Genomic DNA, 22,866 nt, shown 5'->3' with positions numbered 1-22,866 from the left:
AGGCGAACATCGCCCGGCCGCGAGACAATCCATGCCGTGAGCTCCCCGACCGTTCCAGCCCCCCCGATCCGCCGCATCGCCCACCTCGACATGGACGCCTTCTACGCGTCGGTCGAGCTGCTGCGCTATCCGCAGCTCAAGGGCCTGCCGGTGGTGATCGGCGGCGGGCGGCGCAGCGTGGACGAGGCGATCCGCCACGTGCCCGAAGGCGGCACGCTGGCCGACATTCCGGTCGATGCCTTTCCGCGGCTGAAGGACTACGTGGGCCGCGGCGTGATCACCACCGCCACCTACCCGGCGCGGCAGTTCGGCGTGGGCTCGGCCATGGGGCTCATGAAGGCCGCCAAGCTGTGCCCGCAGGCCATCATCCTGCCGGTGGACTTCGACGAGATCCGCAGGTACTCGCGCACCTTCAAGCAGGTCATCAGGGAAGTCGCGCCGCTGATGGAAGACCGCGGCGTGGACGAGGTCTACATCGACTTCACCGACGTGCCGGGCGGCCAGCGTGAAGGCGGCCGTTCGCTCGCGCGGCTCATCCAGAAGGCCATCCTCGACGCGACCGGCCTCACCTGCTCCATCGGCGTGGCACCCAACAAGCTCATCGCCAAGATGGCGAGCGAGTTCAACAAGCCCAACGGCATCTCGGTGGTCTACGAAGACGACCTGCAGACGCGCATCTGGCCGCTGCCCTGCCGCAAGGTGAACGGCATCGGGCCCAAGGCCGACGAGAAGCTCAAGCGCTTCGGCATTGAGACGGTGGGCCAGCTCGCGGCGCGCGAGCGCGACTGGCTGATCCAGAATTTCGGCAAGTCCACGGGCGCGTGGATGCACGAGGTGGCCTGGGGCCGCGACGACCGGCCGGTGGTGACCGAGAGCGAGCCCGTGTCGATGAGCCGCGAGACCACCTTTGACCGCGACCTGCATGCGGTGCGCGACCGCGCCGAGCTGGGCGCGATCTTCACCCACCTGTGCGAGAAGGTGGCCGAAGACCTGCAGCGCAAGGGCTACGTGGGCAAGACCATCGGTATCAAGCTGCGCTACGACGATTTCAAGATCGCCACGCGCGACCAGACCATCGAGCGCCACACCGCCGACGGCAAGACCATCCGCCAGGTCGGCGGGCTGTGCCTGAAGCGCGTGCCGCTGGATCGGCCCCTGCGCCTGCTGGGCGTGCGCGTGGGCGCGCTTGCGAAGGCCGGCAGCCCCGAGGCCATGGCACCGCCCGCGGGCGGCCCGACCTCGCGCGCATCAGCCGAGATTGCATCGGCCACCGCGTCGCTCTTCTGAAGCGTCCGAAGCCGTGATCAATCGCTGGCTCCAGCGCATCGCATTCACACTGCTGGGGTTCACGCTGGGCGCAGGGCTGTATGTGGGCGCGGCCTGCGCGCTGATGCTCTGGCCGGCCAATGCAAAGGCGCCCGCGCAGCCGCCCGCCGTCCAGGCCTGGGTGCTGAGCAACGGCATCCACACCGACCTGGTGTTTCCGATCCGCTCGGCCACCATCGACTGGCAGCAGCTCTTTCCGTTCGCGCACTTCAGGGCCGTGCCGCCCGATGCCGAGTTCATCGCGATCGGCTGGGGCGACCGCGAGTTCTACCTGCACACGCCCACCTGGGCCGACCTCACGGCCTCGCGCGCCCTGGGCGCCCTGCTCGGCGGCAACCGTGCGCTGCTGCACGTGACCTACCTCACGCGCGCCTCATTGCAGAGGAACGCCTTCCACCTGCCGCTCTCGCAGGCGCAGTACGCGCAGCTCGCAGGCTACGTTCAAGCGACGCTCGCCTCGGGCCACGCGACGCCCGTTGCCGGCGCCCACTACGGCAACGACGACGCCTTCTATGAAGCCGAAGGCGGCTACCACCTCTTCGAGACCTGCAACACCTGGACCGGCCGCGGCCTGCGGCAGGCGGGCGTCACGGTGAGCCGGTGGACGCCCTTCGATTTCAACGTGACATGGCACCTGCAGCCGGTGCGGCCCTGAACCCGCTCAGGGCTTCGGCACGCCGGCCTGCCACTGCGGCCAGTTGGCCACGATGTGGTCCACCACGCGCGTGCCCACCAGCGCGATGTTCTCCACCGTCTCGGCAAAGCCGCCCGCCGTCTCGCCCGGCGCCGGGTCCAGGTGCTGCAGCGTGCTTTCCTTCGGGTTGCCCTGGTCGAAGTTGACGGCGCCGCGCAGGCTCGTCACGCGGTCGGTGCCATGGCTGCGCTTGATCACGAGCGTGATGGCGGCGGCTTCCATTTCGGTGATCACGTAGTCGTCGGCGCCGTAGAGCCTGGCGATGTACTGCGCCTGCTTCGACATGCCGGGGCCATGGAAGAAGGTGTCGCCGGTCATGTGGGTGCCGGTGGCCACGAAGGGCGCGCGCCGCGCGGCCGCGTCGGGGTAGCGCAGGCGGTACTTGCGCGCGCTCTCCGAATCCTTGAGCGGCGTGTCGGACGAGAGCTTCATGGCCCAGCCCACGAGGTCGGGATTGAGCTTGAAGCGGCGGTACTCCTCGTAGCCCTTGCGCGGCATGAAGGTGGGCTCGCCGGGCTTGTTCTCCTCGGGCGCCCAGCGGTGGCCGAGGTCGTAGTCCACGAGCCAGGTGGCCCAGCTCACCTCGCCGATGGTGCCGCGCGCCGGCGGCGTGCCGGCCACGCCGGAAATCACGTAGTAGGCCTGCGAGAAATCGAACTGCGGGTTCAGCAGGATGGCCTGCATCGACGATGACGAGTTGACCTTGCCCATGCCGAGCACCGCGCCGCACACGCCGTCGGCATTGCAGTACACCGGCTGCAATGCGCCGGGCACCGCCATGGGCGCGGCGCCCTTCCAGTAGCGCTCGTACCAGTGCTGGAACTCACCGGCCCGGTCGCCGGTGTTCTGGCCGATCTCGAACATGGCCGCGACGAAGACCTTCACCTTGACGGGCGCGACAGCAGTAGCTGGACGTGCAGCCGATACCGGCGAGGTCGGCGAGGCGCAGGCCGCGACGAGCAGCGCCGCGCCGCAGGCCGAGAGCCAGCGCACGCACGAAGACGAGAACGGCCGATGGAAGAACATCATTTCTTTGGGGCTCCAGGAAAGAACAAAGCGCCTCCATCGCACCAGCGGCGATTGCGGCGTCCTACAGGCGGCGATTGTCGGTGCAGGCACAAGCGCTGGGTACCGTCACCACGCAAACCCCATGCCGGACCGCTCCAGATCGATTGCCCCGCCCTCCAGACCGTCGCCGACGGCCGCGCCCATTGCCAACGGCCTGGTCTACGTGAACCCCGACATGCCGGGCATCCGGCGCCTGAAGCATGGCGAGCACTTCCGCTATCGCGATGCGCAGGGCCGCTGGGTGCGCGATGCGGACGAGCTCTCGCGCATCCGCATGCTGGCCATTCCGCCGGCCTACACGCAGGTGTGGATCTGCCCGCTGCCCAATGGCCACCTCCAGGCCACCGGCATCGATGCCCGCGGTCGCAAGCAGTACCGCTACCACCCCGACTGGCGGCTTTTCAAGGACGAGACCAAGTTCGAGCGCCTCGAGGCCTTCGGGCTCGCGCTGCCGCGCATCCGCGCCCGCGTCGCGCGCGACCTGCAGGAAGGCGCGGCAACCGCCAAGGCGCCCGGGCGCCAGCAGGTGCTGGCGGCCCTGGTGCGCCTGCTCGACACCACGCTGCTGCGCGTGGGCAACGAGGAATACGCCAGCAGCAACGGCTCCTTCGGCCTCACCACGCTGCGCAACCGGCATGCGGCCGTGCAGGGCGCGGCGCTGCGGCTGCGCTTCAAGGGCAAGAGCGGCGTGATGCATGAAGCCCGGCTCGACGATCCGCGCGTGGCCAAGGTGGTGCGGCAATGCCAGCAGCTGCCCGGCCAGGCGCTGTTCCAGTACCAGGACGAAGACGGGGAACTGCGCAGCGTCTCGTCCACCGACGTCAACGGCTACATCGCCGAAGCCTCGCCCGGCGAACGCTTCACTGCGAAGGACTTCCGGACCTGGCACGGCACGGTGCAGGCGCTGGAGCTCACGCGGCTGGCCTGCGAACCGGGCCGCACGGCCGCCGACGGCACGCGCTACAGCGCCAAGGAAATACTGGCCGCCGTGGCAAAGCAGCTGGGCAACACGCCCGCCGTGTGCAAGAAGGCCTACGTGCACCCGGCCGTGCTGGCGCTGGGCAGCGCGCTCGCGGGCGACGAGGAAGACCCCGCGGCCGAACTGCTGCGAAAGATGTCGGCCCGTACCGCCGCGCGCAAGACGCGCGGGCTCCACGCCGCCGAACAGCGGCTGCTCGCCTTCCTGCGGATGCATCGGCAAGGCCAGGTGCGCCAGCAGCGCGAGGCGCGCAGGGCCAACGGCAGGCGCAAGGCCGGAGAAGAACGACGAAGGCCTCAGCCCGGTGCGAGCGGAAAGCGCACGCTGTCGCGCTCGAGCGCCACGGTGTAGCCCAGGTCCTCCGCCAGGCTCTGGAGCGCAATCGCGTCGATGGCCAGCGCACGCGGGGCGCGGTGCGCGTCGAGCACCGGGCTGGCACCGGCGGATTCGCGCGGCAAGGCGCTGAGGCGAAGCGCGTTGCCGCCATCGGCCTCGATGCGGATCGCGCCGGCCTCGGACGCGCCGTCGTGCAGGTACCCGAGGCCGCCAAGCACCAGGTAGCGCAGCGCGGCGCCCTGTGGCCAGCGCGTTTCGTCCTCGCGCGGCTCGAGTGCGGCATCGACAGCCAACTCGACGCCATGCATGTCGAAGGCCGCGCGCATCAGGCCCACGCATTGCGCCACCAGCGCGCTGCGCGTGATGCCGTCATCCGTCGTGGCCAGTTCCCAGTCGCGCAGCGAGCGGATGCCTTGCACGAGCTCGGACACCTGGTTGTCGATCAATGCCACGCGCTCCTCGCAGACCGGTGCGTCGATGACCGGCGCGCCGATCTGGCGCTTGAGCATGAGCAGCGCCATGCGGATCACCGACACCGGTGCCGCCATGTCGTGGCGCAGTGCCGGCAAGGCGCGGGTGAGCAGTTCGTGGCGTACGCCGGCGGCGATCCAGCTTCGGGCTCCGGGCGAGGCCTTCATTGGGCGCGGAGAGCCGAAGGCTTCGCCTCGGTGAGGGGGTGGCAGGCCCGCGGAGCACTGCTGGTGCGGGGTTCGGCAATCGGCTCGTTCACTTTGCGCGTCCTGAAGCGAAGGAAAGCCAAGTATCGGCTCCGCCCCCCGTGCCGGGTGTAGGAGCGTGCCTACGCTTTCGGCTAGGGTTTGCCGAGGTAGACCCGCACGTCCTTCACCTCGACACCCGCGGCGGCCACGGCCGAACGCAGTTGCGCCTCGGTCACGCCGAGCGTCTGGGTCCAGTAGCGCACCTCGTGCGGCTCGTTGACATTGATGCGGGTCCGGTCCTGCGGGCCGCGCTTGTTCGGGTCGTCTGCCATGGCGTGCGTCCTGTGTTGGGTGTGTCGATGCAAGGACGATGCGCGCGCTGGCTGCGCGGCACTGGCGGACGGCGGCGCGGCTCCTTGCAGGACATGTCCGAAACCGGCGTGCGGGCGCCGCGGGCCGCGCCTATGGTCGGCGCATGACCTCCGAACAGAACAAACGCATCATCTCCGACGCATGGAAGGCTTTCGCAAGCCACGACCCCCAACGCATCGCCTCCTGGTTCACCGAGGATGCCGAATGGCTGGCGCCACGTGGCAATGCCACCGCGCTGGCGCTCGATGTGCCCGACCACATGGTCGGCCCGCACGCCATCGTGCATTTCCTGGCCGAGAGATTTCCGGCGCTCTTCGTCTCCGATGTCGCGGTCGATTTCCGCAGCCGCTATTGCGAGGGCGATACCGTGATCGTCGAACTGCGCATGCAGGCCACGCTCGCAAACGGCCGCAGCTACGACAACGACTACTGCTTCATCTTCGAACTGCGCGACGGGCGCATCGCCCGCATGCGCGAGTACATGGACACGCAGAAGGGCCGCGCCTGCATCTTCGGCTAGCCAAAAGCCGGAGCGGCGCGCGCCTGCAGCTCGCGCTTGAGCAGCTTGCCGTTGGCCGTGGTCGGCATGGCCTCGATGGTCTCGATGCGCGCGGGCCGCTTGTAGGGCGACAGGTGCTCCGCGAGGTAGGCGCGCAGCGCCGGTTCATCGAGCACGGCGCCGGGCTTCATCTCGACGAAGGCGACGATCCGCTCGTTGCCGTCGGCCTCGGGCACGCCCACCACCGCGCAAAGGTGCACGCCCGCAAAGCGGCCGATCACCGCCTCGATCTCCGCGGGATACACGTTGAAGCCCGAGCGGATGATCATTTCCTTGAGCCGGCCGACCACGAACAGCGCGCCGTCCGCATCGAAGCGCCCGAGGTCGCCGCTCGCATACCAGCCGCCCGGTCGCATGACCTGCGCCGTGGCCGCCGCGTCGCGGAAGTAGCCCAGCATGAGGCCCGGCCCGCGCAGCCAGATCTCGCCGGTCTCGCCCTGCGCCAGGTCCTGGCCGTCAGGTCCGACGATGCGCGCCTCGCCGCCCTCGACCACGTGGCCCGCGGCCGTGTCCGCGCGCGGTGCCTCGACGCGCGTGAGGAACACCGAGCCCGCGTACTCCGACAGGCCATAGCCATAGTGCAGCGGCTGGCCGAACAGCGCCTCGACGCGCTGCTTGAGCGCTGGATCGAGCGGCGCCGAGCCGGTGTAGACATAGCGAAGCGCCGGAAAGCGCGGCGCGCCGTGCCCGGCCTCGATGTGGGCCAGCAGCCGCGCATACATCGTGGGCGGCCCGAGCAGGTTCGACACCTCTTCATGCGCCAGCGCATGCAGCATGTCGGCCGGCGAGAAGCTTGCGCGCAGCACCAGCGCGGCGCCGCCCGTGAGCGCGGCCATGAGCACCGTGCCGATGCCGAAGATGTGCGTCATCGGCAGGAAGGCATAGGCCCGGTCGTGCGCGCCCAGCGATCGCACGCTGGCCGACACGCGGCCGAAATGCAGCAGGCCGCGGTGCGACACCATCACGCCCTTCGGCGTGCCCGAGGTGCCTGAGGTGAAGATGATGGCCGCGGTGTCCGCCAGTGCGGGGTCGGCCTCCGGGCTGGCTTCGGCGCGCACGGCCGAGCGCATCACGCCGGGCAGTGCCGAGGGCACCGCGCCGGCGCGCTGCGCATGCTGGCGCGCGGCGTCCGAGGCGTCGGTGGTGAAGCAGCACAGCCGCGCATCGGCGCGCTCGGCAATGGCCGCGATCTCGCCGGGCGACATGCGCGCGTTGACCCCGCACGACCATGCGCCGATGCGGCTGCACGCCATGATGAGCGCGATGTGCGCGGCGCAGTTCTCGGCCACCAGCAGCACGCGGTCGGTCGGCCGCACGCCGGCGGCCAGCAGGTCCTGCGCGGCCGCCTCGGCCATGGCCTGCAGCGCGCCGTACGACACGGTGCCCGACGGTTCGAAGAGAAAGGCCGCGCTCGGCGACTGCAATGCGCGCGCTTCGAGCAGCTCGTGGATTCGCGTGGGTGCCGGCATTTCGCTCATTCCGCCTCGATGCCCTGGGCCGCCGTGGCCCAGAGCCGGCGGTCGGCCTGGCCCTTGGCCGCGAGCAGGTCCGCGCCCCCGCTCCAGACCTCGTAGCCCTGTTCGCGCAGCCGATGGGCGATGTCCTCGCGCGCGAGCGCCTTGTGCGTAGCGGCATTCAGGCGCGCGACCAGTGCCGGGTCCATGCGCGCCGGGCCGTAGAGGCCGAACCAGCCGCCCACGTCGTAGCCGGCCACGCCCGACTCGATCATGGTCGGCACCTCGGGCAGCATGCGGTTGCGCTGGCGCGAGGTGACGGCCAGCGCGCGGATCTTTCCCGACTGGATGAAGGGCCGCGAGGTGGCGATGATGTCGAACATCATGGTCACGGTGCCGCCCATCACGTCGGCCAGTGCGGGTGCGCTGCCCTTGTACGGCACGTGCGTGAGCTGCACGCCGGTCATCTTCTCGAGCAGCGCGCCGCTCAGGTGGTTCGACGCGCCGATGCCGGCCGAGCCGTAGAACACCTTGCCCGGCCGCGCCTTCGCATAGGCCAGCAGCTCGGCCACGCTGTGCACCGGCAGGTCCTTGTTGACCACGAGCACGTTGGTGTAGTCGACGAGCGGCGCGATGGGCGTCAGGTCCTTCATCGGATCGAAAGGCATCCTGCGCTGGATGTTCGGATTGATGGTGATGGTGGGACTCGCGCCGAAGAAGAGCAGCGCGCCGTCGGGCGCGGCCTTGGCCACCGCATCGCCGCCCACCGAGCCGCTGGCGCCCGGACGGTTGTCGACGATGACCTGCGTTCCGAGCTCCTGGCTCAGCGCGGGCGCGAGCAGGCGCGCCGCGCCGTCCACCGGGCCGCCGGCCGAATAGCCGACCACCAGCTTGACGAGCGGCGGCAGCTGCTGTTGCTGTGCCAAGGCGCGCGAAGGCAGTGCGGCCAGCAGCGCGCTGCCTGCCAGCGCGGCCACGGCATGGCGCCGGGTGATGTCGATCGATTGCATGGGCGTTGTCTCCTGTTGTGTATTTCTTCGGCGGCTCGCATCGATCAGGCGGGCAAGTCCAGGACCTGCCGCGCGAGGATGTTGCGCTGGATCTCGTTGGTGCCGCCGTAGATCATTGCGGCGGTGGAGCCGATGAGCGGCGACAGCACGTTGAAGCTCTGCCCGTCGAGCAGCTGGTCGCCCGCGACGGCGCCCTGCTCTTCGCCGGCCTCGACCAGCAGCGCGCCGATGCGGTGGTAGGTTTCGCTGGCCCATATCTTCAGCAGCGACACCGATGCAGGCAGCGGCTGGCCCGCGCGCACGATGTCGGCAAAGCCCGTGTATGTGGCCGACAGGTCGAGCACGTCGAGCCGCAATGCGGCAAAGCGCTGCGCGAATACCGGGTCCGCAAAAAGGCGGCGCGCCTCGGCCAAGCGCGCGAGCTGGCCCAGCGCGTACTGCGACTGCTTGGGGCTGCCCAGGAAAATGCGTTCGAAGCCCAGCAGCGCCTTGGCAATCGTCCAGCCGCCATGCAGCCGGCCCACGAGGTTTTCGGCCGGCACGCGCACGTTGTCGAAGAACACCTCGCAGAACTCGGGCTCGCCCGAAAGCGTGTGAATCGGCCGCACCGTGATGCCCGGCGTGCGCAGGTCGCACAGCAGGAAGCTGATGCCCTCCTGCTTGCGCGCGGCCTTGTCGGTGCGCACCAGCATGAAGATGTGGTTGGCATCCTGCGCGAGCGTGGTCCAGATCTTCTGGCCGTTGACGATGAAGTGATCGCCCTCGGCATCGCGCCCCGCCACCGCCTCGGTGCGAAGGCCCGCCAGGTCGGAGCCGGCGTTGGGCTCCGAATAGCCCTGGCACCACACATGCTCGCCGCTCAGGATGCGCGGCAGGAAGCGCTGCTGCTGCTCGGGCGTGCCATGCTGGATCAGCAGCGGACCGATCATCACGATGCCCTGGTCCGGCGCGCGCGCCACGCCGTGCTGCTCGAGCTCCTCGATCCATGCAATGAGCTTGTCGGCCGGCAGCCCCATGCCGCCATGCGCCTGCGGCCAGGCCGGCGCGATCCAGCCCTGCGCCGACAGCGTGAGATACCACTCGCGGATCTCGCTCCAGCGCGCACGGTGCGACAGGTAGCGCAGCTGCTGCGGATAGCGCTGCTGCAGGAAGGCGCGCACCATGCGCCGGAACTCGGCCTCGGGCATCGCGTGCCAGTCGGCGCTGCGCGGGAACTCGCCTTCCCATGCGGCGGTGCCCGCCCGCGCTTCGCCGCCGTCGGCCAGCACGGCATGGCGTCGCTGGTGCGCAGCCACGTTGCCGAGCCACGCCGCAAGGCACAGCGTGCGCTTGTAGTAGAGGCTCAGGTCGCACTCCTGCGTGTAGCCGATGGCGCCATGCAGCTGCACTGCCGTGCGCGAGGCCTGCAGCGCCGCGGCGGTGCAGCGGGCGTTCACGCGGCTGGCTTCGGCTTCGAGCCGCTCGGCCGGGAGCCCCAGGTCCGCCAGTGCCAGCACCTCCGCGAGTGCGGCCTGCGCCACTTCGAGATGAATGAACATGTCCACGCAGCGGTGCTGCAGCGCCTGGAAGCTGCCGATGGGCTTGCCGAACTGCGAGCGGGTGCGCAGGTAGGCCAGCGTCTGCGCGAGCATCGCCTGGCCCACGCCCAGCAATTCGGCCGCCTGCAGGACCTGGCCGGCCGCGAGCGCATGGCGCAGCGCGTCCTGCGCGGCCGGGCCTTCAGCCAGCACCGCGTCCGCCGGCAGCGCCACCTGCTCGAAGCGCAGGCTCGCGGCCTGGCTGCCGTCCACCAGCGGCACCAGGGTTTCGCTCACGCCGGCGGTGCCGCGCGGCACCCACAGCAGCACCGCATCGTCGCTGCCGCGCGCCGACACCAGCCAGCCGCTGGCGGCCGCGCCGGGCAGCACCATGAGCTTCTCGCCCTGCAGCAGCACGCCGCCCGCATGCCCCGCGCGCGGCTCGCAGCCGCAGGCCAGCGGCACGGCGCTCAGGTCGCCGGCGCTCTCCTGCCAGGCCAGCGCAGGCAGGCTGCGGCCCGCGACCAGGTCCGCCAGCAGCGACTGCGCGGCCGGGGCTTCGAGCCGTGCGAGCAGCATCGCGCTCAAGCCCGCCACCGCCAGCAGCGGCTCGGGCGCCACATGCTCGCCTGCGGCCCGCAGGATCTGCGCGGCGCCCGCGAGATCCAGACCGAGCCCGCCTGCGGATTCCGGTGCCAGCATGCCCGTCCAGCCCAGCTCGGCCATGGCGCTCCAGCCCTGCGCCTCGTCGGCATCGGGCCGCTCCATGCGCTCGCGCCGCCGCTGGACGGAACGGCTGCGGACGAAGTAGTCGAGCGCGGCATCGCGCACGGCGGAAAGTGATTCTGTGTCCATCGCCGCAGCGTGACAGAACGGCCCGCCGCGCGGCATTTGCATTTGCCGAAGGGAGGGTTTCGCATTCACAGACCCGCCTCGCGCGAGGGCGGCATAGATTCGGCGCATGACCACCACAAAGATCAAGAAATCCCTGCACACCGAGCTCGGCCACAGCACGCCCGACAAGATCACCGTGCGCGGGCGCGACCTGCCCTCCGAGATCCTCGGCCACCTGAACCTCGGCGACATGGCCTTTCTGGAGCTCACGGGCCGCATCCCGACGCCGCAGGAGTCGGTCACCTTCAACGCCATCGTCGTCACGCTGGTCGAGCACGGCATCACGCCCAGCGCGCTGGCCGCGCGCCTCACCTATGCGGGCGCGCCCGAGGCGCTGCAGGCCGCGGTGGCCGCGGGCCTGTGCGGGCTGGGCACCGTGTTCGTGGGCAGCACCGAAGGCGCAGCGAAGATGCTCTACGAGGCCATTCCCTTCGGCGAGAAGCCGGCGCGGCCGCTGGCCGACATGGCGAAGGACATCGTGGCCGACCACCGCGCGCGCAAGCAGATCGTGCCGGGCCTGGGGCATCCGCTGCACAAGCCGATCGACCCGCGCACGCCGCGCCTGTTCCAGATCGCCGAGGAGAACAGCCTCTCGGGCCACTACGTGGCGCTGATGCAGGCGGTGCAGCAGGAGGCCGAGCGCGTCTCGGGCAAGTCGCTGCCCATCAACGCGACGGGCGCCATCGGCGCGATTGCGGCCGAGTTCGGCTTTCCGTGGAAGATCATCCGCGGCCTCGGCGTGATGGCGCGCGCCATCGGGCTCGTGGGCCACCTCCTCGAGGAAATCGACGACCCGATGGCCATCGAAATCTGGCAACGTGTCGAAAAGGAAGCCGGCGGCCCGCGCCAGGATTGAACGAGATGAACAACCACAACGACACCCGCTTCGCCGACATCCGCGATGCCGTGCGCGACCTGTGCGCGCAGTTTCCCAATGAATACTTCCGCAAGATCGACGAGGCGCGCGGCTACCCCGCCGAGTTCGTCGACGCGCTCACCAGGGCCGGCTGGATGGCCGCGCTCATTCCGCAGGAGTACGGCGGCTCCGGCCTCGGGCTCACCGAGGCCTCGGTGATCATGGAAGAGATCAACCGCTGCGGCGGCAATTCGGGCGCCTGCCACGGCCAGATGTACAACATGGGCACGCTGCTGCGCCATGGCAGCGAGGCGCAGAAGCGCAACTACCTGCCGCGCATCGCCACCGGCGAGCTGCGCCTGCAGTCGATGGGCGTGACCGAGCCCAGCACCGGCACCGACACCACCAAGATCAAGACCACGGCCGTGAAGAAGGGCGACCGCTACGTCGTCAACGGACAGAAGGTGTGGATCTCGCGCATCCAGCATTCGGACCTGATGATCCTGCTCGCACGCACCACGCCGCTTGCGGAGGTCAAGAAGAAGTCCGAAGGCATGTCGATCTTCATCGTCGACCTGCGCGAGGCCATCGGCAGCGGCATGACGGTGCGGCCCATCCTGAACATGGTGAACCACGAGACCAACGAGCTGTTCTTCGAGAACCTCGAGATCCCGGCCGAGAACCTGATCGGCGAAGAGGGCCAGGGCTTCAAGTACATCCTCGACGGCCTCAATGCGGAGCGCACGCTGATCGCGGCCGAATGCATCGGCGACGGCTACTGGTTCATCGACAAGGTCACGGCCTACACCAAGGAGCGCGTGGTGTTCGGCCGGCCCATCGGCCAGAACCAGGGCGTGCAGTTTCCGATTGCCGAGGCCTTCATCGAAATCGAGGCCGCCAACCTCATGCGCTACGAGGCCTGCCGCCTGTTCGATGCGCGCGAGCCCTGCGGCGCCCAGGCCAACATGGCGAAGTACCTGGCAGCCAAGGCCAGCTGGGAAGCGGCCAATGCCTGCCTGCAGTTCCATGGCGGCTTCGGCTTTGCCTGCGAATACGACATCGAACGCAAGTTCCGCGAGACGCGGCTCTACCAGGTGGCGCCGATCTCGACCAACCTCATCCTGAGCTACGTCGCCGAACACATGCTCGGCTTGCCGCGTTCGTTCTGAAGGCACTCCATGACCACCTCATCGAATCATCCCAGCTGGGAGCTGGCCACCTTCGCCGCCGAACTCAAGTTCGCGGACATTCCCGCCCCCGTGCTGCGCCGCACCGAGGACCTGATGCTCGACTGGCTGGGCTCGGTGCTCGCGGCCCGCACGGCGCGGCCGGTACGCAGCATCGAGCGCTTCGCGCAGACGATGGGGCCGGCCGAGGGGCCGAGCGAAATGCTCACCTCGCGCCGCACCACCTCGCCGGTGTTCGCCGCGCTGGTCAATGCCGCGGCCTCGCACTACGTGGAGCAGGACGACGTGCACAACGGCTCGGTGTTCCATCCCGCGGCCGTGGTCATTGCGCCCGCGCTGGCCGTGGCGCAGAGCATCGGGGCCAGCGGTGCACAGCTGCTGACGGCGGTGGTGGCGGGCTACGAGGTCGGCATCCGCGTGGGCGAATTCCTCGGACGCTCGCACTACAAGACCTTCCACACCACCGCGACGGCGGGCACGCTGGCCGCGGCCGCCGCCGTGGGCCGGCTGCTCGAGCTCACGCCGCAGCAGATGCTGCATGCCTTCGGCTCGGCCGGCACGCAGTCGGCGGGCGTGTGGGAGTTCCTGCGCGATGCGGCCGATTCGAAGCAGCTGCACTGCGCGCATGCGGCCGCGAGCGGGCTGATGTCGGCATACCTTGCGCAGGACGGCTTCACGGGCGCAGCGAAAGTGCTCGAAGGCGCGCAGGGCCTGGGCGTGGGCATGTCGAGCGATGCCGATCCGGCACGGCTCACCGACCGCCTCGGCACGCGCTGGGCACTGGCCGAAACCTCGTTCAAGTACCACGCCTCATGCCGCCACACGCATCCCGCGGCCGATGCGCTGCTGCAGGTGATGCGCGAGCACCAGCTCGCGCACGGCGACGTGGCCCGCGTGACCGCGCACGTGCACCAGGGCGCCATCGACGTGCTGGGCCGGGTCACGGTGCCGGCCACCGTGCACCAGGGCAAGTTCTCGATGGGCACGGTGCTGGGCCTGATCGCGGTGCACGGCCGCGCCGGCTTGGGCGAGTTCGACCGCGACTTTCTCGCGCCCGAGGTGGCCGCGTTCCGCGACAGGGTGGCGATGCAGCTCGACGCCGAGGTCGACACCGCCTACCCCGCGCGCTGGATCGGCAAGGTCAGCGTGCAGACCCGCGACGGCCGCACGCTGGCCGGCCGCGTCGACGAGCCCAAGGGCGACCCCGGCAACAGCCTGAGCCGCGCCGAGATCGAGGACAAGATGCAGCGCCTCGCGCACTACGGCGAGGGCGCCACGGCCGACGAGGCGAAGGCGCTGTGCCAGCGCATCTGGCAGCTGGCGGCCGCGCCGCGCGTGGGCCGCTGGCTCGGCTGAGAACGTTCAGCCGAACAGCCGGCCCTGCCCCGGCGAGCATGCGTCGAGCCCGGCGGTGCGCACGAGGTCCCAGAAGCCCGCGGGCGAGCTGGACACCACGGGCACCTGCAGGCGCGCCTCGACCTCGCGCACGGCATCGAGCGTGACAAGGCCGCCGCACGAGATGAGGAGGCCGTCGGCACCGGGCTGGTCTTCGAACACCTTGAGGCACAGGTCGACCAGCACCTGGGTCGGCACCTGGCCCACGGCCTGCACGTCGGAGATGGCGAGGCCTTCGAGTGCCAGCGGTTCGAAGTCGCTCTGTTCGAGATAGGTCCGCAGCTGCGTGTTGACCTCGTCGATGTAGGCGGTGGCCACGGCCACGCGCCGCACCTTCAGATGGCGCAGGCCCGCGATGATCGCGTCGCTCATCGTCGTGCAGCGCAAGTCCGTGGCCTGTTCCATCTCGCGCTTGAGTTGACGCGTGAAGGCCACGCCGCGGAAGAAGCTCAGCGACGTGCCCATGAGGGAGACGGCGCTGGCACCCTCTGCCTTGAGTTCCATGGCCTTGCCGATGACCGAATCGATCACTTCGGTGTAGCCGCGGGTCGAGATTTCGCCGAGTCCCAAACCTCTTGCTGAAAAGCGAATGCGGTCGCCGTAGAGCAGCGGGCCGTCCACCGGCACCGCGCCGGCGGCCGGCGGCACGATCAGGCCCAGATGCGGCTGCGCCATCTACTTGCCCTCCGCAACGATGTTCTGCTCGGCGATGATGCGCTGCCAGCGCTTCGTCTCCTCGGCCATGTCCTTGCCGAGCTGCGCCGGCGTGGCGTAGGCGCGCAGCGTGCCTTGCGCGGCCGCGGCGGTGCCGGCCTCGGGCGTGTCGAGCACGGTCTTCACCGCGGCCGAGAGCCTGTCGACGATCTCGTCGGGCGTGCCGGCGGGTGCGAGCACGAAGATGCGCGGCGCCACGTCGAAGCCCGGCAGCGCATCGGCCAGCGGCGGGACGCTCTCGGCACCTTCGAGCCGCGCGGTGTTCATCAGTGCGATCGCGCGCAGCTTGCCGGCCTTGGCCTGCGCCATGCCGGCCGTGGCGCTGACCACGCCGATGGGCACCTGCCCGCCGACCACGTCGGGCACGATCTGCGCGGCGCCACGGTAGGGCACATGCACCACCTTGCTGCCGCTGGTCTGCTTGAGCATCTCGAAGCCCAGGTGGTGCACCGTGCCCACGCCCGAGGTGGCGTAGGAATAGTGTCCCGGCCGGGCCTTGATCTCCTTCACGAATTCGGCCGGCGTCCTGGCCGGGAAGTCGTTGCCGGTGACGATCATCAGCGGCGAGACGAAGGCGCCCGCGACGGGCCTGAAGCTGGTGAGCGGATCGACCGGCGCCTTCGGCTGCAGCAGCTTGGCGGCCAGCAGCGCGCTGTCGCCCATCATCAGCGTGTAGCCGTCGGGCGCCGACTTGGCGACGTATTCGGCGGCGATCATGCCGGTGGCGCCGGTGCGGTTGTCGACCATCACCTGCTGGCCGAGCACCGCCGACAGGCGCGTGCCGAGCAGGCGCGCGACCGCATCGACGCCACCGCCGGCCGAATAGCCGACCACCAGGCGGATCGGCTTGTCGGGGTACTTCTGGGCCCAGGCGGCGGGCACGGTAAACAGGCCCGCGAGGGCCAGGGCCAGGGCGGCACGCAGCGCCTGGCGGCGTGCGGGGCGAACAAGATCCGTAGCTTTTTTCATCGTGTCTCCAATGGTCATCGATCAGCGGCCGTCTGCGCGGCTCATTCAAGTGCACCCGCGGGCGTCTATTTTTTTAGGCTTTGCCCTTGCCACGTGAAGTGGGCAGCTTCGCGAGTTCGCGCACGCGATCCGCATTCGGCGCGAAGCCCAGGCCCGGCGTCTCGGGCAGCTGCAGCCAGCCATCCTGCGGCACCGGCAGGCCGTCGAAGACCTGCTTGAGCATCTGCACGGCCACGTAGTGGTATTCGGCCATGCCGCCGTTCGACACGCCCGCATGCAGGTGCATGTTGTGGAAGGGCCAGGCGCCGCCGTTGTCGATCGGCACGTTGAAGGCCTGCGCCATGCCCGCGATCTTCAGGCACTGCGAATAGCCGCCCGAGATGGTCACGTTGGGCTGCAGCACGTCGGCCGCCTGGTTCACCAGCAGGTCGCGGAAGCGGAAGGCCAGCCCTTCGTTCTGTCCGCAGGCCAGCGGAATGCTGGTGCGCGCGCGCAGCTGGGCCATCTGCCGCACGTCGTTCTGCGTGAGCGGCTCCTCGAAGAAGCTGATGCCGTAGGGCTCGATGCGGCGCGCGAGCTCGGTGGCGTGGAACAGGTCGAGGCCGCAGTTGGCGTCGACGTACAGCTTGACGTCGGGGCCGACCGCCTCGCGCACGGCCGCCACGCGGCGCACGTCCTCGGCAATGACCTCGTCGATGGGTCGCGGCTCGTCGCGCCGCGCGAGCGCATGGCCGCCGACCGTCATCTTCAGGCGCCGGAAGCCCTGCGAGACCCAGAGCCTGGCGGCGGCGGCGAGCTGGTCGCGCTCGAAGAAGCCGAAGCCGAAGGTCGCATAGACCGGCACCCTGGAACGGGCACCGCCCAGCAGCCGCCACAGCGGCTGGCCGAGCGCCCTGGCCTTCAAATCCCACAGCGCGATGTCGAGCGCGGCGATGGTGTGGCTCGCATAGCCGGTCTGGCCGCGCGGCGAGAGCAGCCAGTAGAGCTTCTCCCACAGGCGCTCGGTGGCCATCGGGTCTTCGCCGATCAATGCCGGGCCGGCCACCTCGCGCACGGCGGCGGCAATGATCTCTTCTTCGGTGATGGCCGTCATGCCATGGCCGACGAGGCCGGTGTCGGTCTCGATCTCGGTCAGGCAGAGCGAGAGCGAGGTCTGCTGGTTGAGCCCCAGCACATCGATGGTGACGGGAATGTTCAGCGGCGTGGCGCTGACGCGGATGATCTTCAAGAATGTCTCCTTTTGCCTTGCTCGGCTGCACGATTCTTGGTGCGCAGGCCGTGGAGAACAATTCGTTTTTGGCGGGCGCAAGGCTTCGCGCCGCGCGAAGGCTCGGGCTCAGTCCGGCCGGCCGAGATGCTCCAGCACCGAGCGCGCGGCCGCGGTCAGGTCCTGCTGGCGCCGCACGCACAGCAGGTGGCGGCGCACCGCCCACGGCGCATCGAGCTTCAGGCAGCGCAGCTTCAATATCTGCAGCTGCGGCAGGATGGCCGCATAGGGCAGCACGCCGATGCCCACGCCCTGCTCCACCATGCGGCACACCATGTCGAAGCTGCCCACCTGCATGCGCACCTTGAGCGGCAGCTGCGCCTCCAGCGCCGCGTTCAGCAGCACGCGGTGCAGCGCCGTGCCTTCGCGCACCACGATATGGTCGTGCCGCAGCACCTCCTCCACGCCGATGCGCTTGCGCCTGGCCAGCGGATGGTCGCGCGCCACCACCACGGCCAGTTCATCGCTGCGGTAGGGCAGGCATTCGAGCATTTCGGCGGGCGTGTTGCCCTCGATCACGCCGATGTCGGCCAGCCCGGCCTGCACGGCCTTCACCACCTCGGTGCTGGCGCGCTCCTGCAGGTCGATCTTGAGCACCGGGTGCAGCCGCAGGAAGGAGCCGATCTGCGCGGGCAGGAACTGCGCGATGGTGGACGCGTTGGCCGTGATGCTGACCACGCCCGCCACGCCGTTCTGGAAGTCGTCGAGCTCGGCGCCCAGCCGGTCCATGGCCGAGAGCACGGCCTGCGCATGCAGCTGCAGGCCGTGGCCCGCCGAGGTGAGCGTCACGCCGCGCGCATGGCGCACCAGCAGCGGCAGCCGCGCGCGGGCTTCCAGGTCGGAGATGCGCTTGCTCGCGGCCGCGAGCGCGATGTGGCAGCGCTTGGCGCCTTCGCTGATGCTGCCGTGGTCGGCCACGGCCACGAACAGGCGCAGCGACTTCAGGTCGGCGGACATGGCCTGCGCGCCTTCTTCTTCAGGGCGCAACGAGATGGTCGAACAGCTCGCGCGCCGAGGCCGGCAGCTGCTCGCGGCTGCGCGCGATGAGCTTGAGCTCGCGCTCGGCCCAGGCATCGCTGAGCGCCACGGTCGCGATGCGCATGGCCATCGACAGCCGCTGCGCCGACGAGGCCGGCAGCACGCCCACCCCCACGCCCGCCTCGATCATCAGGCAGATCGCCTCGAAGCTGCTGACCTGGATGCGCGGGTTGAAGCCGCGGCCGGCCAGCTCGGCCCGACGCTGCAAAAAGCGGTGGATGGCGCTGCCATGGTGCAGGCCCACGTGCTGCTCGTCGAGCGTGTCGGCAAAGGCCACCGAGGCCGCACCCGCCAGGTGGTGCGCAGCGGGCACCACCAGCACCAGCTGGTTGCGGCCGAAGGGGCGCGCATCGAGTTCGCCGGTGTGCACGTCGCCGGCCAGGATGCCGATGTCGGCCTCGCCATCGGCCACGGCGCGCACGATCTCCTCGCTCAGGTATTCGCGCAGGTCCACCTGCACCGCCGGATGCTGCGTGAGAAAGCCGGCCAGCTTCTGCGGCAGGTATTCGGTGATCGAGGTGGTGTTGGCGAACACGCGCACATGACCCTTGATGCCCTTGCCGAAGTCCTGCATGTCGCAACGCAGGTGCTCCATCTGCTGCATCACGCGCTTGGCGTGGTAGAGCACCGCCTGCCCGGCCGCCGTGAGGCTCACGCCCTGCGCGCTGCGGTGCAGCAGCTTGCCGCCCACGGCTTCTTCCATCTGCTTGATGCGGGTGGAAGCGGCTGCCAGCGAGATGCAGGCCTTCTCGGCGCCGCGCGTGAGGCTGCGCGCGTCCGCCACGTAGACGAACAGTTTCAGGTCGAACAGATCGAAATGCAGGTTCACCGGACAAGCGCACCAGAAAGAAAGGAAGCGTGCATTGTCCGGCGAATGGCGCGCCGCGCGCCGGCCTCAGGGTTTGACCTCAGGAGCCCGCTCCGCTCAGACCGGGTCCCAGCTGAACACGTCGGCCGAGCGGTCCAGCGGATGGAAGCTCGCGCGCATCGCCGGCATGGCGTGCTCGGCAATGCTTTGCGGCGTCCAGCCTTCGGAGCGGTGGATGGAGCGCACCGGCCGCGGCTGGCTGATGAGCGAGATCTCGTTGTTGCGCACCGAGAAGATCTGGCCGTTGACCGCGCCGGCCGCCTCGCTTGCCAGGTACACCGCGAGCGGCGCCACCTTGGCGGGCGTCATCTGCTTGATCTTGTCGACACGGGCGCGCTGCTCGTCGGTGTCGGTGGGAATGGCGCCGATCATGCGGCTCCATGCAAACGGTGCGATGCAGTTGGAGCGCACGTTGAACTTGAGCATGTCGAGCGCGATCGACTTCGACAGCGCCACGATGCCGAGCTTGGCGGCCGCATAGTTGGCCTGGCCGTAGTTGCCGATGAGGCCCGAGGTCGAGGTCATGTGCACCATGGCGCCCGAGTTCTGCTCCTTGAAGTGCGTGGCGGCCGCGCGGCTCACGTAGTAGGCGCCGTACAGGTGCACCTTGAGCACGGCGTCCCACTCGTCGACCGACATCTTGTGGAAGAACCGGTCGCGCAGGATGCCGGCGTTGTTGACCACCGCATCGATGCGCCCGAAGCTCTCGACCGCGCATTCGACGATGCGCGCCGCGCTGGCCGCATCGGCCACGCTGTCGGTGTTGGGCACCGCCTGGCCGCCCGCGGCGCGGATCTCGTCGACGACCTGCTGCGCGGGGCCGGCGCTGCCGCCCGCACCGTCGAGTGCGGCGCCGATGTCGTTCACCACCACCCTCGCGCCATGGCTTGCCATGGCCAGCGCGATGTCGCGCCCGATGCCGCCGCCTGCGCCGGTGACGACGACTACTTTTCCTTCAACCATGTGTATCTGCTCCGGATAGCCGCCCGCAGTGTCGCGGGCAGTTCCAGAATGCCACAGGGGCCGGGCTGCGGGTTCCGGATTTCCGAAGAGGGGCTTCGGCGGCGCCCTTGCCCCTTATTGCCGCGCGGTGCGGATGTTCGGCGGCAGCGCCTGCGGCCAGCTGGTGCGGAACGGATTGATGTCGAGCCCGCCGCGCCGCGTGTAGCGTGCATACACCGCGAGCTTGTGGGGCTGGCAGCGGCGCCAGATGTCGGTGAACATGCGCTCCACGCAGGGTTCGTGGAACTCGTTGTGGTTGCGAAAGCTCACGATGTACGCGAGCAGGCCGGCCTGGTCGATGGCCGGGCCGCTGTAGCGGATCTGCACGCTGCCCCAGTCGGGCTGGCCGGTGACGAGGCAGTTGCTCTTGAGCAGGCGGCTGGTGAGCGTTTCGTTCACGGGTGGCTGGGTGCTGTCGCTGGACAGCAGCTCGGGCGCGGGCTGGTAGCGGGTGCACTCGATGTCGAGCCGGTCGAGGTCCAGGCCGTCGAGCTCGTGCACCGGCTCGCGGTCGAACATGTCGGGCGCCAGCAGCTTCACGCCGATGCCGGCCGACTGGTCGCTGCCACGCCAGAGCGCCTCGGACAGGTCGGCGCGCAGGCGGTCGCGCACCGCCTCGACGCTCGCGAAGGCGCTGCTGTTGAAGCTGTTGAGGTACAGCTTGAACGACTTGCTCTCGATGATGTTGGGCGTTTCGCAGGGGATGGTGAAGTGCGCGATGGCCAGCTGCGGCTTGCCGCGCAGGTTGAGCCAGCTCACCTCGAAGGCGGTCCAGAGATCGGCGCCGAAGAAGGGCAGCGCGCCGGCGGCGATGCCCATGGCTTCGCGCTGGGTGCTGCGCGCAATCGGAAAGAGCAGGGTCGGGTCGTACTGGTCGGCATAGGCCGAGGTGCGTCCCAGCTGCGACTGCTCGGGCGTGTTGGGGTTGGTGGGGGGAATGTTGTCCAGGCTCATGGCTTGTGGTGTTCTTCGGCCGCATGCAGGAACGGCGCGATGTGGTGGGCGAGGATGGCGCAGACCTCGGGCGGCAGGTCGTGGCCCATGCCGGGAATGCTGACGAACTTCGCGCCCGAAATGCGCTTGGCGGTGTCCACGCCGCAGGCCATCGGCACCAGTGCGTCGGCTTCGCCGTGCAGCACCAGCGTCGGGCACTTGATGCGCGGCAGCACCTCGGGCCGGCGCGCATCGGCGCCAATGGCGAGCATCTGGCGGAACATGCCGGCCGGGCGGTAGGCGCGGCGCATGCTGAAGGTGAGGCGCTCGGCCAGCGCCTCGGTGCTCTGCGGATAGGCAGGGCTCTGGATGATCCTGAGCAGCCGGATGCTGTGCGCCACCAGCTCGGCCTCGCCGCCGCCCAGCGGCCGGCGCAGCAGCATGGCGGCGACGTCGCTGCGCGGTCCGGGCAGGCCGCGCGCGCCGCTCGAGCTCATGATGCTCACGAGGCTGGCCACGCGCTCGGGCGCTTCGGCGGCCAGGTGCTGCGCGATCATGCCGCCCATCGAGGCGCCGATGACGTGCGCCTGCTTGATGCCCAATGCGTCGAGCACGCCCAGCGAATCGCGCGCCATGTCCTGCAACGTGTAGGCCGAGCGCACCTGCAGGCCCAGGCGCTGGCGGATGCTCTCCCACACGATGTTGCCGGTGCCCGCATGGTCGAAGCCCTGGCTCAGGCCGATGTCGCGGTTGTCATGGCGCACCACGCGAAAGCCCGCGTCGACCAGCGCCTGCACGAAGTCCAGCGGCCAGCCGATCAGCTGCATGCCCAGGCCCATGATGAGCAGGGCCACCGGGCGGCCTTCGCCGCCGGTGTCGTCGACCTCGATCTGCAATCCGTTGGCCAGCAGCTTCATGGCGCTCCTGATTATTTGAATTCGCGTTCGCGCAGCCACTTGGTGGCGACCCACTTCTCGCCCGCGAGCACGGGCGCGCCGCCATGCAGCGTGCGGGTGGCGGGATCGGGTTCCTCGTAGCTGAAGAACACGCCGGTGCCGCGTACGGGCGCCACTTCCAGGCCCACGTCGGGGAAGGTGGTGGCGCCGCCCTGCCCGGGCTCCTGCAGGTACATCACGAGCGTGGCCACGCGCTGGCCGCCGCGCTTGAGGATGGTGGGCGTGCCGGGCTCGCCCGGGTCGAAATAGTCGTAGTGCGGCCGGTACTGGGCGCCGGGCGCATAGCGCAGGATCTGCAGGCCTTCGCCAAACTCCACCGGCCAGCGCAGCAGCGCGGCAATGCGCTGCTCGAGCCGCGCGACGATGTCGTTCTCGCCGCGCTCGAAGAACATGCCCTCGCTGGTGCGGTCGACGTTGAGCACCTCGCCGCCGGTGCGCGTCTCGACCGTGAGCGAGCGCGCCAGCCGCACCCGCGCCGCGGCAATCAGCCCTTCGCACTCCTCGGGCGACAGCAGGTTGCCGAACACGACGACGCGCGGATGCCGCATGGTCTGCAGCACCTGCACGCGGCGGTCGCCCGCGTCGATGTAGAGCGGCGCGCCCTCGAGGTCGGGGCCGGGCATCTCGGTGCGCCGCGGCCGGGCCACTTCCACGTGGGGAAAGCCGGCCTCGAGCTGCGCCAGCGCAAGGTCGGTGGCCGCGTCCTGCCACCCGGCCGCGCGCATCGAGGCCCGCAGCGCAGGCACCGAATGCCCTGCCGCGAGCTGCGACACCAGCCATTCCTTGAGCTCCGGACTGATCGGTTGCGACATA

The 22,866-nt window shown here is 69.7% G+C and carries 22 protein-coding genes; 7 read left to right on the top strand and 15 right to left on the bottom strand.

Translation table 11 applies throughout. The features are described from left to right. Positions 1-36 precede the first annotated feature (36 nt). Positions 37-1,287: a Y-family DNA polymerase gene (locus tag RZE77_RS06430; RefSeq protein WP_319441157.1), complete on the top strand. Its 1,251-nt coding sequence runs from the start codon at positions 37-39 to the stop codon at positions 1,285-1,287. 13 nt (positions 1,288-1,300) lie between these two features. Next, positions 1,301-1,981 (top strand): TIGR02117 family protein, encoded by a 681-nt coding sequence (locus RZE77_RS06425; protein ID WP_319441156.1) that lies wholly within the window; start codon positions 1,301-1,303, stop codon positions 1,979-1,981. Between the two features lie 6 nt (positions 1,982-1,987). On the opposite strand, the gene RZE77_RS06420 is transcribed toward RZE77_RS06425, so the two are convergent. After that, positions 1,988-3,049 carry a purine-nucleoside phosphorylase gene (locus RZE77_RS06420; protein WP_319441155.1) on the bottom strand — a complete coding sequence of 354 codons (1,062 nt, stop codon included), beginning with the start codon at positions 3,047-3,049 and terminating at the stop codon, positions 1,988-1,990. 121 nt (positions 3,050-3,170) lie between these two features. Here RZE77_RS06420 and RZE77_RS06415 point away from each other — a divergent pair, with 121 nt between their 5' ends. Beyond that, complete coding sequence (locus RZE77_RS06415) at positions 3,171-4,418, top strand: DNA topoisomerase IB (RefSeq protein WP_319441154.1); 1,248 nt, start codon at positions 3,171-3,173, stop codon at positions 4,416-4,418. Here the strand turns inward: RZE77_RS06415 and RZE77_RS06410 are convergent. Next, the gene (locus RZE77_RS06410; RefSeq protein WP_319441153.1) at positions 4,364-5,041 is read right to left on the bottom strand and encodes a hypothetical protein; all 678 of its coding nucleotides are present in this window, start codon (positions 5,039-5,041) and stop codon (positions 4,364-4,366) included. The genes RZE77_RS06415 and RZE77_RS06410 overlap by 55 nt on opposite strands. Positions 5,042-5,214: 173 nt before the next feature. Continuing rightward, a complete protein-coding gene (locus RZE77_RS06405) occupies positions 5,215-5,394 on the bottom strand; it encodes a DUF3606 domain-containing protein (RefSeq protein ID WP_021006041.1) in 180 nt (59 codons plus the stop codon). Positions 5,395-5,537: 143 nt separating this feature from the next. Here RZE77_RS06405 and RZE77_RS06400 point away from each other — a divergent pair, with 143 nt between their 5' ends. Further along, positions 5,538-5,954 carry a nuclear transport factor 2 family protein gene (locus tag RZE77_RS06400; RefSeq protein WP_319441152.1) on the top strand — a complete coding sequence of 139 codons (417 nt, stop codon included), beginning with the start codon at positions 5,538-5,540 and terminating at the stop codon, positions 5,952-5,954. Here RZE77_RS06400 and RZE77_RS06395 read toward each other — a convergent pair. From RZE77_RS06395 to RZE77_RS06385, 3 genes are read right to left on the bottom strand one after another with little or no spacing between them, the layout of a single operon-like run. Beyond that, complete coding sequence (locus RZE77_RS06395; RefSeq protein ID WP_319441151.1) at positions 5,951-7,462, bottom strand: class I adenylate-forming enzyme family protein; 1,512 nt, start codon at positions 7,460-7,462, stop codon at positions 5,951-5,953. The two genes, RZE77_RS06400 and RZE77_RS06395, sit on opposite strands and share 4 nt — an antisense overlap. A 5-nt stretch (positions 7,463-7,467) precedes the next feature. Then, positions 7,468-8,457 carry a Bug family tripartite tricarboxylate transporter substrate binding protein gene (locus RZE77_RS06390; RefSeq protein WP_319441150.1) on the bottom strand — a complete coding sequence of 330 codons (990 nt, stop codon included), beginning with the start codon at positions 8,455-8,457 and terminating at the stop codon, positions 7,468-7,470. Positions 8,458-8,501: 44 nt separating this feature from the next. Continuing rightward, positions 8,502-10,829: an acyl-CoA dehydrogenase family protein gene (locus RZE77_RS06385; RefSeq protein ID WP_319441149.1), complete on the bottom strand. Its 2,328-nt coding sequence runs from the start codon at positions 10,827-10,829 to the stop codon at positions 8,502-8,504. Between the two features lie 106 nt (positions 10,830-10,935). Here RZE77_RS06385 and RZE77_RS06380 point away from each other — a divergent pair, with 106 nt between their 5' ends. The 3 genes from RZE77_RS06380 to RZE77_RS06370 are packed head-to-tail and all read left to right on the top strand — an operon-like array spanning position 10,936 to position 14,267. After that, positions 10,936-11,724: a citryl-CoA lyase gene (locus RZE77_RS06380; RefSeq protein ID WP_319441148.1), complete on the top strand. Its 789-nt coding sequence runs from the start codon at positions 10,936-10,938 to the stop codon at positions 11,722-11,724. A 5-nt stretch (positions 11,725-11,729) separates the two neighbouring features. Then, entirely contained in the window at positions 11,730-12,893 is a 1,164-nt protein-coding gene (locus tag RZE77_RS06375) for an acyl-CoA dehydrogenase family protein (protein WP_319441147.1), read from the top strand. Between the two features lie 9 nt (positions 12,894-12,902). Next, complete coding sequence (locus RZE77_RS06370) at positions 12,903-14,267, top strand: MmgE/PrpD family protein (RefSeq protein ID WP_319441146.1); 1,365 nt, start codon at positions 12,903-12,905, stop codon at positions 14,265-14,267. Positions 14,268-14,273: 6 nt separating this feature from the next. Here the strand turns inward: RZE77_RS06370 and RZE77_RS06365 are convergent, their stop codons facing one another. The 9 genes from RZE77_RS06365 to RZE77_RS06325 form a co-directional block, all read right to left on the bottom strand. Continuing rightward, positions 14,274-14,981, bottom strand: a complete 708-nt coding sequence (locus tag RZE77_RS06365; RefSeq protein ID WP_319441145.1) for an arylmalonate decarboxylase — start codon at positions 14,979-14,981, stop codon at positions 14,274-14,276. Beyond that, positions 14,982-15,989 carry a Bug family tripartite tricarboxylate transporter substrate binding protein gene (locus RZE77_RS06360; RefSeq protein ID WP_319441144.1) on the bottom strand — a complete coding sequence of 336 codons (1,008 nt, stop codon included), beginning with the start codon at positions 15,987-15,989 and terminating at the stop codon, positions 14,982-14,984. A gap of 73 nt (positions 15,990-16,062) precedes the next feature. Then, positions 16,063-17,217 (bottom strand): mandelate racemase/muconate lactonizing enzyme family protein, encoded by a 1,155-nt coding sequence (locus RZE77_RS06355; RefSeq protein ID WP_319441143.1) that lies wholly within the window; start codon positions 17,215-17,217, stop codon positions 16,063-16,065. Positions 17,218-17,325: 108 nt separating this feature from the next. Beyond that, positions 17,326-18,213, bottom strand: a complete 888-nt coding sequence (locus tag RZE77_RS06350) for a LysR family transcriptional regulator (protein ID WP_319441142.1) — start codon at positions 18,211-18,213, stop codon at positions 17,326-17,328. A gap of 19 nt (positions 18,214-18,232) precedes the next feature. Then, positions 18,233-19,123, bottom strand: coding sequence for a LysR family transcriptional regulator (locus tag RZE77_RS06345; RefSeq protein WP_062362937.1), 891 nt, complete (start codon positions 19,121-19,123; stop codon positions 18,233-18,235). A 96-nt stretch (positions 19,124-19,219) separates the two neighbouring features. Then, positions 19,220-20,125, bottom strand: coding sequence for an SDR family NAD(P)-dependent oxidoreductase (locus RZE77_RS06340; protein WP_021006029.1), 906 nt, complete (start codon positions 20,123-20,125; stop codon positions 19,220-19,222). 114 nt (positions 20,126-20,239) lie between these two features. Then, on the bottom strand, positions 20,240-21,118 hold the full coding sequence (queF, locus tag RZE77_RS06335) for an NADPH-dependent 7-cyano-7-deazaguanine reductase QueF (protein WP_319441141.1): 879 nt from the start codon (positions 21,116-21,118) through the stop codon (positions 20,240-20,242). After that, positions 21,115-22,014 (bottom strand): alpha/beta fold hydrolase, encoded by a 900-nt coding sequence (locus RZE77_RS06330; protein WP_319441140.1) that lies wholly within the window; start codon positions 22,012-22,014, stop codon positions 21,115-21,117. Before RZE77_RS06330 ends, queF begins: the two co-directional genes overlap by 4 nt. 11 nt (positions 22,015-22,025) lie before the next feature. Continuing rightward, a complete protein-coding gene (locus RZE77_RS06325; protein WP_018903189.1) occupies positions 22,026-22,865 on the bottom strand; it encodes a 2OG-Fe(II) oxygenase in 840 nt (279 codons plus the stop codon). Between the last annotated feature and the right edge of the window lies 1 nt (position 22,866).

This window comes from Variovorax sp. SPNA7 (genome assembly GCF_033807855.1).
Taxonomy (GTDB): Bacteria; Pseudomonadota; Gammaproteobacteria; order Burkholderiales; family Burkholderiaceae_C; genus Variovorax; species Variovorax beijingensis.
The sequence above is the reverse complement of the archived record's forward strand: the minus strand, read 5'-3'. Positions and strand labels throughout refer to the sequence as shown.